Genomic DNA, 13,345 nt, shown 5'->3' with positions numbered 1-13,345 from the left:
AAATTACCTTCTGGCAATAAAACAACGCAGGCCGGTCCGTTTAAAGACCGGCCTGCGCCTTGTATCGAATAATAGAATTTACAGCTTCATTTTAAGCCTGTTTACCACCAACTGCCCCACTTTTTGACCATAAGCGTGCGCCACCTGGCAAGAATTATGAAAATGCAGGCCGCCATAAAAACGTGCCCAGTTATTCTCTAAGGCTGCAGCGCGGAACGACGGGAAAGAACGGCTCTTGATCCCGAATTCGAGTTCAGAGGTATCAGTATAAGCTACGTTATCGCCAAATACATCCGTCAGTGCTTCGGCCGCCGCAGACGATATGGTGGAATGCCCGCAGGTATATTCCGGGAAAGGCGGGGTTTGTAAAAAAGGCCTCCAGTTGATGTCCAGGTATTTGTTGATGACAGACTCTGGTCGCGCGGTGTTGTACGTATATTTTGCATCCCAGCATTGGATAAAAGCATCAAACAACGCGATAGCCGTTTTTGCGTAAGCATACACTGTCTTGTTAAAATCGGCATGTGTTTTCTTTGCAGCGATACCGGTTACGCTCATCCAGTGACCCGGAGGCGAGAATTTTTTGGTAATAAACATGACGTGACCGGATACATTCATTTTACCGGGGTTATCGTCCCAGAATTCGGCGATATGTTTCTGCTCGGGTGTTAAATGTTCGGTAGTATTCTTAATGTACATCACCTCCTGGTAGTACTTACTGTTTTTGTTCTTGATATCGAACTTTGGCGGCGGCGGCACGCGGAACTGCGAAGCACTATCCAGCACCAGGGTACGAATCTCGCTCCAATGCGGTTCTACTGCTGGTGAATACATCGGCGGGGTCGGGATCCAGCGTCCTTCCTCTTCGGTAACTGTAAATTTCGATGCGCTGCGTGTTTTCAGGTAATTATCACCTTTGCTCCATTTAATAATGGCTTTTGCTACCGCCGAAGCATAATCTTTCGTAGCAGTAAGTGTTTCTTCGGGCATACCATGTTCAGTAGCAACCTTGGTCAGGCTGTCCACATACAGTTTCATGCTACCCTCTGGGAACGTAACGGCCTGCCCCACTTCGCAATAAGCTAATATCGAAGCAAATTCAAAGTCGATATCTTTATCTTTTGCAGGTTTTGGCACTTCTTTCAACTGGTTTAATTGCCCAGCCAGCGAGCGGTATTGCTTCGGGTATCCGGCAGCAATAATTTCGTAACCGGCAATGGATGCATAAACATAGTTACGCGTAGCCACCACCGGGCTAAAGTTATTACCCATCACCACGGCATTAAGTTCGTGTACGGTATTGCTGTAAAGCTGCGGATCGTGCAGGATGGTTTTATAGTCGTTTTTTTTGCAGGAAGTAAATAAAAGCAGCAATGCTGCTGCCGCGTATAGTAGTCGGTTCATAATAGTTCAATAGTTTAAAAAGATGGTACAACAAGCTGCTCCGGCTCTAACATTAAGCCTGGGCAGTATCAAATTATGCTGTACGACCTTTAGGGGGCGGATCGACACTCCAATTAAAGTTATGGTTTTTCAGAATCAAAACCAACTCTTTGAAGTGGTGCTCCTGAGTGTTTGGAAAAAACAAGCTGAGCGAATTCGTCGCCACGTAAACCTGTTTCCAGTATTGGAAAGTGTGCTTTTCTGTAGTACTGCCGGTATCATTTACTTTTTTATAAAACTCGGCGGTTGATTTATTCAGGTTTGTTTTTTCGTGGTAATTAATGCATACTAGTATCAGCGTATCTTTTAAAACCCTACGCTTAACATACCGGTAAGTGTTTCCTTTGTAGTTAAACTCGCCGTCAATGCGTTCGTAGTCTTTCCAATCCGTTTGATAAGGTAAATTAATCGGGATCTTAACGGTGATCAAGTCCCGATTGCTATACCGCAACTTATCCAACCGGGCCTGCATTTGGGTATCGGCGTGTCGCTGCATCAGCCAGAACACCAACTGGTAGCCAACCGTGTTGAACAACAGCAGTAAAAGAAGCAATATGCCTAAAGGCTTCCTCATTTAGTTACCGTATATGTTTTATGATCCACACCTACCCCGGTAATGCGGATAGATTTCCATTTTGAAGGAAGCGCACTTTTCACCTGCACAATACCATCCAGCGTAATATCCAGCCCGCCAAATCCCATCAGTAAACTTTGCACAATACCACCGGCACCGGTAGCAAAGTATGGGTTGGTACCGCCTTTGGTTTCGGCAATGACGCGGAAAGGCTGATTTAAATTGGGTTCGTAGGCATCCTTAAAGAAATGATAAGCTTTATCCCCGTTGCCCAGGCGCGCATATAGCAGTGCAAAGATGCCCTGCGTCATGGCGGGGGTACCTTCATTGGGTACGCGTACTTCATAATACTCCAGGTCTTTTTTTACCTGCGCAGGGTCTGTAATTACCTTTAAAGGATAAGCCAACAGGTTTACATCAGCCTGTTTAATACCTTCGCCTTTGTAGCTGGCATGTTCCTGCGTTACGCCATTCGGCATTTTCAGAATCGGGATATTCTCGGCTACTATTGCCCAATCCGGGTTAGGCGACAAGCCCAACAAAGCAGCAGCTTTTACCGCTACCTGCAAATTTACTTTTGCCGCGGCATTGGTGAAGGCGTTATTGTCCACATTTTCGGCCCATTCATCAGCAGCAACTACGTTCTTAATGTCATAATGTCCAGGCCCGTTCCGTTCTACCCTGCTTGCCCAAAAATCTGCCGTTGCAGAAAGGATCGGCCATCCGCGTTCGCGCAACCAGTTTTTATCCTGCGTTACGCAATAGTAATTCCAGGCGGCGAGCGCTACATCTGCAGTGATATGGTGTTCGAACGGACCGCTTAATGCCCAAACAGGTGTTTCCTCTACGCCTTTATCGGCACTTTCCCACGGGAACATCGCCCCTTTGAAGCCATTGGCAAAGGCGTTTTTCTTCGCTGCTTCCAAACGTTCGAAACGATAATCGAGCAGCGAACGGGCAATTTCGGGGTGAAGTACCAGTAACGAGGGATACATCCACACTTCGGTATCCCAGAAAACGTGACCGTTATAGCCTAAGCCCGAAAGCCCCATTGGCGACGGCGAAAACGAGGTACCCGCCCGTGAGAATGAATACAGGTGGTACAGCATGCTGTGAATATCCTGCTGCACCTGCGGATCGCCTTCTACCTGGATGTCACTTTTCCAAAGCTCGTCCCAGGCCTGGTTGTGGAATTTAATCAACCGGTCATGTCCTTCCAGCTTCGCGTAGATGGTCAGTCGTTCGGCTTCATTCAGCGGGTCGTCATGATGAGCTGAGGTAATTGACGTACCCACGATAGAAAACGTGTAGGTTTCACCCGCTTTCAGCGTTTTGCTGAAACGCATCAGGTGCATATTGCTGTCCCACATCTCATGGATCACGCGCGGTTCGTGGCCATGCCCTTCGGTAAACAAAAATGAAGTGGAAGCGCACATCTGCATCTTGCCTGTCGGGCTTTTGGCAGTCGATGTCAGCAAACCGATAGTGGTATGAGGGCGATCTATTTCGTTATAATAGTTCTGCACCTCGCGCAGGGCATCAGGCGCTTCCATCACACTGGCGGCAGATATGGTGATATCCTTTTTCGCAGTAATAGTTACATCCATTAGTACGGAAAGCGGCAGGTGGCGTAACGAATAGTAGGTATATTTTACAGCGGCATCGTTTCCGTAATCAAACGAGGTGGTAAATGCCGCGTGGTGCATATCCAATTGTTGCTTAAAATTACTTGCACCTGCTGCGGAAACACGCTTACCGTTGATATCCATATTCATGTTCAGCAGGTTGAAGCTATTAAGGAAGTTGCTCACCCTGCCGCGACCATAAAGGTCATAAGCGCCTGCCAATACCACGTTCTTTACCTTGAACGGTTCGGGCGCAGAAACAACGCCGATCATGCCGTTGGCTACCGTTATTCCGTAATAGTTGGCTGGGTCTATTTTAGCAGCATTAATTACCCATTGGTCTGGCTGGCTTTGCGCCATTGTGTATGAAGAGCAGGCCGTTGTAAACAGCCCTGCAAGCAGATATTTAAGTTTCATAATTGGTTGGATAAAAATAAAAAAAAGATTGGTTAATTGCTTAAAACAGGCAATTTTAGCACTTTAAAAAAACAGTATAATTACTACCTTGCACGCCGGTTTTGAACCTACGGATAAACATGAAGAGAATTGCGTTAACGATTTTAGGGGTCCTGATTTTACTGATTATTTCCACTTATATTTTTGTTCCCGCACAACTGGTGATTAACCGCCAGGTAAAAATTTACACGCCCGAGCAAGCGATATTCAAATACCTGCTCCACCCCAAAACGTGGACGGGTTGGTGGCCTGAAGCGCAGCAAGAGTTTGTTACCAGGAAAACCACCTTATCCGGTGTGGACGGCACCTTGATACTGGATAAAGATTCCATCCGGAGCCAGATCACCTATGATGTCCAGGAAGTGAGCACCATGCATATTACCTGGGCGGCAGTGCTGGAAACGGGAGTTAACCCCATTACAAGAGTTAACCGTTACTTAAAAGCGCAGCACATTGCTGACAGCATTGACCATATCCTTGAAAGTGCCAAAAATTTCCTGGAAGACGATCGCAAGGTTTATGGTATACACGTAGAGAAAGTACAAATATTAGATTCGCTGGTGTTAACTACCAAAGTGATTAAAGACCACCAGCTATCTACGGATGAAATTTATCAACTGGTAAACTCGCTAAAAGCTTATGCAGCCAAAAGCCGGGCAGAGGTAATAGGTAACCCGATCATGAACCGCACAAAAATGGCAGAAAATAGTTACCAGACTATGGTGGCCGTTCCTGTAAATAAATGGTTGCCGGCCACATCCGACATTTTTACTAAGAAAATGGTAGCCCATGGCAACCTGCTGGCGGCAAACGTTACCGGCGGACCAAATACCGTTCGGCAGGCTTTGGAACAACTGACTAACTACATGAAAGATAACAGGTATATCCCGCCTGCGATACCTTACGTAGAGCTGGTTACGGACCGTTCAAAACAACCGGATTCTACCAAGTGGATCACCCGGATCAATTACCCGGTTTTATAACCCAGATCAGGGTGTGATGAGTACCACCTTACCGCTGTAAGTTACCGCGATACATCCTTTTTTTGTACCGTTATTGACCGGCTGAAGGTCGGCCAGTTCTTCGAAATTGATGGCTGAATTGATCAAGTATTGCGGTTGACTGAAGGTACGTTGCTGACCGTTATAGCCTGCTACTACCAGCCCAAGCGCATCATATTTACCTTCGTAAGGTATCACACCCCAGAAGTTACCACTCATCAGCAACTGCCCTTTGGCCGTAATCCGCATATTTTTAACCGGCGCCTGCTGATACAGGTAAGGTAGTTCTGTAATTTTCGCCTTGTTTAACACATCCGAAATAAATACGGTTTTGAACGTGTTGGCTTCCAGCCGGTGCTCGGTATCGAGTTTGTCTTTAAACACTTCCTCGGTCGTTTTATCACTCATTTTCTGATAGCTTAGCCACTCCTTTTTAATGTAAGGCAATTCCTGCTCCAGGTCGTTCTTTGGGCGGAACGGATAGTACTGCCCCTGGTGATTATAAGACAAAATCAGATCCGGTTTTTCATCTTTATCCAAGTCCTGGTTATAGGCATACAACGGCTTATCATTATCCACTTCGTACTTGTTGTTGATCCCCCAGTTTCCGGCAAGCAGGTCCATTTTGCCATCGCCGTCCAGGTCGCCAACTTCTACAGATTGCCACCATCCTTTCTTATTCAACGCACCGATAGATTGCCTAACCAAACGGTTCTGCTTATTCAGGAAGATCATGAGCGGCTGCCATTCTGCAGCCACTGCCAGGTCTTCACGCCCGTCGCCATCAATATCTTTTACACAAATCTGTTTGATGTATGGCGTATTGCGCAGCTCCTGGTAATCTGCCTCTGGTGCCGGTACAAAATTGCCGTTACCTTTATTCAGTAACAGTACTGAAGGGCGTTTAGCAGTATAATCCCGGAAGGGCACCGAACCGGTAAGCAATATTTCGGGCAACTTATCATTATTAATATCCAATACGGTGATAGCACCAGTAGGCGTATTAATTTTAGGCAAAGGCGATGCTGTAAATTTAAACCCACCCTGGTTAATGTAAAGCCGTGGCTGAACCAGTTGGTCTTTGCTCATAAAGGGATGGTTAACACTCTGAACAATCAGGTCTGGCTTTCCATCATGATTTACGTCGCACCATTTCGCATCTGCATCCCCCCATTCTTTCGCTGCCGCAAAAGCGGCTACTGTTACTTTTTGATAACTACCTTTTCCGTCTGCAATCAGTAGGTATTTATCATCACCCGCTTCTCCGCCAATGTAAAGGTCGTCGTTTCCATCGCCGTTGATGTCAGCCGCAGCAACCGCCGGGGTATGCGGCAAGTAAGTATGCGGTAATAAGTAGGCATAGTTAAAATCTGGCGTTTCATTCACTTTTAACTGTGCCAGTTGGATAACGTTCACCTGCTCGCTGGTAAAACCCGCTTTGCCGCTAATGAAACTATTAATGACCGTATAAATATCTGCTGCTTTCTGCGCCTGAGCAGGATTGTATTTCAGTTCGTTGATCTTGTTTAAAGAGAAGTTACTGATCACCTGATACGAATTGTCGGGCCATACTACCAGCAATTGCTGCGGTTGTTCTTTAGCCGCGAAAGTAAACGTTAAGCGGTCTGCCTGGTTACTTTGAAAGGCCGTAGAGGTTTGAAACTCCTGGTGATCTACCGTGCGGTTGGTTTTCAGGTACAGCTTGGTACCAATGCCATTTAAATTTTTAGCGGTGAACTTAGCAGTGTAAACGATATGCTTTAAGCGATGCTGACCGTCGTTTTCTGCGGTAGTATTTTTGTAGATGATGGCCTGTTCGTTAGTGTTGTTGGTCACGATATCCAAATCACCATCGTTATCCAGATCAACACTTACCGCACCCGAACCCGATACGGGCGCCGTCATATCGTTACCGGCAGAAATATCCGTAAACTTCAGTTGGTCGCCACCTTTGTAAAGGTAATTGTGTACCCGGCCATCGGGCATGTGGTTAATCTTATCCTGATCGAAAACGCGGTTTGTTCCCTGCCGCACCACGGCCGGGTCGCCAAGGTATTTCAGGTAATCCAGGTCGGTCAATCGCTTCTTAATCCCGTTAGAAAAAAACAGGTCTTTATACCCGTCCATATCAAAGTCCTGCGCCAATGGCGACCATGTCCAGTCTGTTGCAGCCACACCCGCATACAAACCAATGTCGATAAACTTCTTGCCATTACCCACATTCAGCTGCAAACAGTTTTTAGAGTACTGGTAATAGAAACCACTGCGGACTTCCTGGTTATAAATGTCCAGCGCTTCATCATTAATGGATGATTTCAGGGGTTTCATATCACCCGGTAACATATCCGTAGTCAGCACGTCGAGCATCCCGTCCTTATTCACGTCGGCAACGCTGTTTCCCATAGAGAACAGGCTGGTATGACCAAAGGCGCCTTTCAATTGCTCTTTAAACGTACCATCGTGTTGGTTGATGTAGTAGTAGTCCTGCTCAAAAAAATCATTGCTTACGTAGATATCGTCCCAACCATCGTTATTTAAATCAGAAACACTGATACCAAGGCCGTAACCGATGGCAGAAGCATAAATACCCGACTGTTGTGTTACTTCGGTAAAGTGACCGTTATCATTCCTCAACAGGTGGTCGCCGGCAGCATAATTGTATTTAAAACGTGCGGTAGAATCGCCATATGAATCATTGCTGTGAACAGAGTGCGTAAGGATGAACATGTCCAGGTCGCCATCTTTATCATAATCAAAAAAGGCAGCCTGGGTAGACAAGCCTTTAAAATCAATACCGTATTTGGCAGCGCTTTCGGTAAAGGTCATGTCGCCATTGTTGATGTACAGCTGATTAGCCCCTTTAAAGTTTTTGTAACCGGTTACGACAGAAAGGTAGATATCTGGGTAACCATCATTATTGATATCCACGATAGTAACCCCTGTTTTCCAGTTCCCGGTACCGGCGACACCAGCCTTAGTAGTCACATCCTCAAACTTCATGTTGCCCTGGTTGAGGTACAGTTTATTGCTGCCCTGGTTCGATACAAAGTACAGATCCTCCTTGCCGTCTTTATTAAAATCGGCTGTTGCCACCCCTGCCCCGTTATAAAAATAGAGGTAGTCCATAATGTTGAGCGAGTCTGACTCGTTCAGCTTATTCGCGAAGGTAACATTGGTTGCAGAAGCATCCAGCCGGGTAAACACACGCGGCACGGACTCGGTATGCTTACAGCTGTTAAAAAGCGAAAGCATTACGAGGGCGAGTATACTGTATCCGGTAAAACGGGTATCTGTTTTCATTGCAGAGGTTTAGTATCAGTTATTAGCTTTATAGGCATGCACTTTATCGTTATTTAACCCAAAGAGGTAAATCTTACCGCCATCGGCCCGGTTAATGATCGATGATGACCGCACCTGGCCTTTGATCAATATGCCGCTGTTCATCGGTGGCACGTAGGTAAATTTGCCTTTATCAAACAGGTAGGTTTCTGAATAACTGGCATCCAGTCGCCCTACCTCGGGTTTAAAATCATAAAAATTGCCGGCGAGGATAACCCGCTTTGTTTTTGCCTTATCCTCATCTACTAAAATAGTGTTCACTGGTGCAAATTGTGCATTTACGGGTAACTGCTGATAGCTGAACCCATGCCCTCGCTTATTCAAAAATACTGCTGATGCCAGGGTATTAATTTCGTGCGCTTCTGCGCCTTTCAAATCATCATCAGAAAAAACCTCGTCGAAAGTTTTACCCGCATAATCATCATAATGCAGGTATTTCTTTTTCAGGATTGGCATTTGCGCTACCAAGTCTGGCTTCATGTGGAACACGTACGATTTATGGTCGTTACGGTAAATAGACGTAATACACTCTTTGGTACCGTTATTGTCAAAATCCTTTACATAAAGGTGCATCGGCTCGGCAACACTTGCCCTGAACTTACTGTTTAGGCCCAGATTCCCGGCAATAACATCCGGATAGCCATCGCAATCTATATCTTCCACTGTTAAACTACTCCACCAACCTTTGTAATTATTCAGAGCCTGGCTTTCTGTAAAACGGCCCTGGTGATTGCTAAAGATGCGGATGCCCATCCAGTTGCCTGCCACAATCAGATCGTCGTACCCGTTCTTATCCAGGTCTGCCCAGGCGGCAGCGGTTACCATTCCCAAATGATTATCGCCAAATACCTGTTTGCTTACATTTTTAAAGTTACCCCTCCCGTCATTCTGGAAAACATAAGATTGCGGAGAACTTCCGTATAATCCGGGTACGCTGCGCCCGCCGATAAACAGGTCGTCATCTCCATCTTGATCATAATCTGCTTTGATAATTACGGAAGCATTCAGCGAAACTTGTAGCGATTTCTGACGGTTCCAGCTTAATTTACCATGCCCATCATTTTCGTAAAACCTTGGCCGAAGTTCGGGCGAGCCCACCGGCAATTCATTTCCGCCGAAGGTGAGGATCAGGTCCTGATCGCCATCCTTGTCAAAATCTCCCATCACTGCCCCGGCGCATTCCACATAATCCTGCTTCCTGAACTCGTCCGGGATATACTGTTTAAACTTGCCGTTCGCCTGCTGAAAGTAGATCGCTGCCGGGAAACCCTTTGATGCCCCGAAATAGAAATCGGTTAGTCCGTCGCCATTCAGATCACCGGTAGCCATATAAGGGTTCTGGGTAGATAACATTTGCAGCATCAGGCGTTCGTTATCAAAATCAATGAAACTATCCTCTTTATGATGCGGGATACTGTCGAACAGCTGTGGTGTCACTTCTGTATAAAGCGTTTTAATGGGCTTTATTATCGGCGACGGTTTTAACGTTGCATCTTTAATATCCAGCTTTAGTAAGTGATCTGCCTTTACGTTTTTAAGCAATTGCGATTTACCCCCAGGCCAGAGGACCAGCAACGAATCGGCTTTAGCTGCTCTACCGATGCCTATAGTAAGTAAATTAGGCGAAATACTGCTTTCAAAACCGCGGGCTGGCTGATGATAGAACAAATGCACCTCTTTTCCCGTCCACGCTTTAATGAGTGATCCTACCCCGAACAAGTTCTGCTTTTCGCCTTTAAGCGTCAGCCGGAGCGAGTGGTTTTTATTTTTCTGCGCATTGTTACGATACACTGCCACCGGCATATTTACCCGGTTTACCACTAAATCGTTATCGCCATCATTATCAAGATCGCCATAAGCAGCACCATTACTGGAAGAAGGCTCGTCTAAGCCAAAATCTTTGGTATGGTCTGAAAAAGTAAGGTTATGATTATTTAAAAAAGCATAACTCGAAATTGGGCTGCTGCCCATTTTATCAATAAAGTCTTTATAGTTGAAGCTTTTACCGTCTTCAATCTTCTTAATATTATCCTCGTTAGCAAGGAACTCGATATAATCCTGATTGGTAAGATCTTTATAAATGCCGTTACAGATCATGTAATCTTTCCAGCCATCGTTATCCATATCAAAAGCCAGCGCACCCCAGCTCCAGTCTGTAGCTGCAATACCGGCATAAAAAGCAATTTCAGAAAAGGTGCCGTCGCCATTATTCAGCTGCAGGCAATTTTGCATGTACTGGTTATAATAGCCATCCCTTTGCCTGATCTTCACCACGTCATAGGATTCATAGGCGGTATTGTTCTTTAACCGCTTATCCCCTTCTGGAAGCATTTCGGTGGTAAAAATATCCAGCTGACCATCGTTATTAATATCAGCGATATCAGAACCCATGGAAGCCAAACTTAAGTGGCCGGTCTGGTTTTGTATCTCTTCTTTGAAGGTTCCATTATGCTGGTTAATATACAGGTAATCGCGTTCAAAGAAATCGTTAGAAACATAAATATCCGGGTAGCCGTCCTGGTTTACATCGGCAACAGAAACGCCTAAACCAAAACCAATATCGCTCGAATAAATACCAGCTTGTTTTGTAACGTTGGTAAAATGGCCGCCGTCGTTACGGTAAAGGCGGTCGCCGCCAAGTTCGTCTACCTGGTCGCGCAGGTTACTGGCGAAGTTGAAAGAGCCGATTGGCCTGAAAGAATTATTCAGCACGTAACAATCCAGATCGCCGTCCAGATCGTAATCGAAAAATACGGCATGGGTAGAAAGGCCGCGATCATCCAGCCCATACTGATGGGCTTCTTCTTTAAAAGTTCCATCATGCTGGTTGATGAACAGCTCGTTTTCAGTATCCTTTCCATTGGCATTGCCGCTGTTACATACATAAATATCCAGCCAGCCATCGCCGTTAACGTCGGCCATGGTAACACCGGTGCTCCAGTACTTGGAACCTTTAACCCCGGCGCTTTCGGTAACATCCTCGAACTTCCAGTTGCCTTTATTGATCAGCAGCTTGTTATCGCCCTGGTTAGAGGTAAGGTAAATATCATTCAGCCCATCATTATTCACATCGCCGATGGCTACGCCGCCGCCGTTATAGTAATTACGAAAAGAAAAGATGTTGGTTTTAGAATTATCAGTAAGCTGATTTATAAACTGTATACCAGTTTCTTCACTGCTCATGCTGGTGAACAAGGTATCCTGATTACGGGTATGACAAGCGCTGCCTAATAAGGGGAAAAGCAGCCAGAGCCAGTTCTTATGCTTCGGCATTTATAATCGGTTTATAACAACAAACGTAGCGATTTGACTCGCTACGTTTGCAATTATCCTATAAAAAATTAACGGAAATTAATAGCCTGTATTCTGTTTCAGGTTCGGGTTAGAGTCAACCGCCCGTTGAGGGATCGGATAAACTACACGGTAACCTGCAGAAGCTGTTGAACGCTGATCAACCGGATCGTTAAATTTACCGAAACGGATCAGGTCCTGACGGCGCCATGATTCCCAGTACATCTCGCGGCCTCTTTCTGCCAGTAAACCAGGCAGGTCTAAAGAGGTTAACAGCGATGCACCACGGTTCGCACGGATTTGGTTAACCAATGCCAATGGCTGGGCGGCATCTGTACCACCACGTAAAATAGCTTCGGCTTTCATCAGCAATACGTCAGCAAAACGGAAGAACACGTAGTCGTTACCGCTCTGTCCAAAGTTTGTAGGATTCAGCGGGAATTTAACTGCGCGGATACCCTCTGCTTCTGTTGCATAACCAATATTTACGTTTGGTGTAAAGATCAACGGTTTACCGCTTCGGTCTAATACGTTAACCAAGTTACCTTTAGAATCAACTGTTTTTTGCTGACCAACCAGGAAACCTACGTTCTGGCCGGTAACCTCTGTATAATTCGGCAGGTTATACTTTTTACGGATATCATTATCCTCAAAGCTGTTGTAGAACGCTGCAAGCGTGGTAAAACCATTCCATCCGCTTGGGGTGGTGTTATAGTGCTCCACCATGCGTGTACGGTTTTCTAAAGAAGCATTCTGACCAGTGTTCGGATCATTCTGACGTGAGAAGATGATCTCCTTAGAAGCAGAAGTGTTATCCCATTTGAAGTTATCATAGTAGTTAGCAGTCAACGAATACGGACCGTTGTTAATGATATCGTTCAAATAGCCTAAAGCCTTATTCATATCAGCTGACTGGAAAGTGAACGGACCGGCAGGAGTAGCCGGATCCTGATAATAAACTGCTTTGTTCAGATAGATCTTAGCCAGTAAGAACTCTGCAGCATATTTATTTGCCTTTCCTGCGTTTGCTAAACTTCCTGCAGGTAATGTAGCTACAGCAAACTCCAGATCCTTGATCATGTAATCGGTAGCTGCTTTACGGGTCATTACCATTGGATTTGCATCCGGATCGTCTGTTACGTTACGGAACGGTTGCTGACCGTAAAGGTCAACTACCCAGAACATGAAGAAAGCGCGTAAAAAGCTGGCTTCTGCTTTGATCTGGTTATCTGTAGCACCTGCAATAACTGAGGTTGCACGGTAAACACCGGTATTCAGGTTGTTCCAGGTATCATAGATCTGGTTGTGGGTAGGATCCCAAGTGTGCTGGTGCAGTTTGCGCCAGGTACCAAAATCGTCCCAGTCAGTACCACGGGTAGGGCCCATCATCTCGTCAGTTGAGTGCTCTTCCAATGCGTACCAGTTAGCCTGATCTGAAAAACCGTTCAGTTGATTGTATACACCACCAAGGTCAGCAGAGCCTGCGGCAGTATTACCATCCTTTATAAATTTAGAACCATACAATTGTTCGTTTAGCTTCGTACAACTAAAGTTGAGCATTGCTAAAGCGCTGGCCCCTATTAATAGTTTTTTATTTAATTTTTTCATGTCTGTAA

Annotated in this window: 7 protein-coding genes; 1 reads left to right on the top strand and 6 read right to left on the bottom strand. The window is 45.7% G+C overall.

The genetic code is table 11. The annotated features are described in order from the left end of the window. Positions 1 to 78: 78 nt before the first annotated feature. The 3 genes from MUY27_RS03375 to MUY27_RS03365 all read right to left on the bottom strand — a co-directional run bounded on the left by MUY27_RS03375 (position 79) and on the right by MUY27_RS03365 (position 4,059). On the bottom strand, positions 79 to 1,404 hold the full coding sequence (locus MUY27_RS03375; RefSeq protein ID WP_245128561.1) for a vanadium-dependent haloperoxidase: 1,326 nt from the start codon (positions 1,402 to 1,404) through the stop codon (positions 79 to 81). Between the two features lie 73 nt (positions 1,405 to 1,477). Then, positions 1,478 to 2,017 carry a hypothetical protein gene (locus MUY27_RS03370; protein ID WP_245128560.1) on the bottom strand — a complete coding sequence of 180 codons (540 nt, stop codon included), beginning with the start codon at positions 2,015 to 2,017 and terminating at the stop codon, positions 1,478 to 1,480. Further along, positions 2,014 to 4,059, bottom strand: a complete 2,046-nt coding sequence (locus MUY27_RS03365) for a kojibiose hydrolase (RefSeq protein WP_245128559.1) — start codon at positions 4,057 to 4,059, stop codon at positions 2,014 to 2,016. The genes MUY27_RS03370 and MUY27_RS03365 overlap by 4 nt, the downstream gene beginning before the upstream one ends. A gap of 119 nt (positions 4,060 to 4,178) precedes the next feature. Between MUY27_RS03365 and MUY27_RS03360 the strand changes: the two genes are divergently transcribed. Further along, positions 4,179 to 5,081: a GyrI-like domain-containing protein gene (locus MUY27_RS03360; RefSeq protein WP_245128558.1), complete on the top strand. Its 903-nt coding sequence runs from the start codon at positions 4,179 to 4,181 to the stop codon at positions 5,079 to 5,081. A gap of 6 nt (positions 5,082 to 5,087) precedes the next feature. Here MUY27_RS03360 and MUY27_RS03355 read toward each other — a convergent pair whose 3' ends face one another. The 3 genes from MUY27_RS03355 to MUY27_RS03345 all read right to left on the bottom strand — a co-directional run bounded on the left by MUY27_RS03355 (position 5,088) and on the right by MUY27_RS03345 (position 13,337). Beyond that, a complete protein-coding gene (locus tag MUY27_RS03355) occupies positions 5,088 to 8,399 on the bottom strand; it encodes a VCBS repeat-containing protein (RefSeq protein ID WP_245128557.1) in 3,312 nt (1,103 codons plus the stop codon). A 15-nt stretch (positions 8,400 to 8,414) separates the two neighbouring features. Continuing rightward, entirely contained in the window at positions 8,415 to 11,711 is a 3,297-nt protein-coding gene (locus MUY27_RS03350) for a VCBS repeat-containing protein (RefSeq protein WP_245128556.1), read from the bottom strand. 78 nt (positions 11,712 to 11,789) lie between these two features. Then, a complete protein-coding gene (locus MUY27_RS03345; protein WP_245128555.1) occupies positions 11,790 to 13,337 on the bottom strand; it encodes a RagB/SusD family nutrient uptake outer membrane protein in 1,548 nt (515 codons plus the stop codon). Positions 13,338 to 13,345: the final 8 nt, after the last annotated feature.

This window comes from Mucilaginibacter straminoryzae (assembly GCF_022953055.1).
GTDB lineage: Bacteria > Bacteroidota > Bacteroidia > Sphingobacteriales > Sphingobacteriaceae > Mucilaginibacter > Mucilaginibacter straminoryzae.
This window is presented reverse-complemented; position numbering and strand designations above follow the sequence as displayed.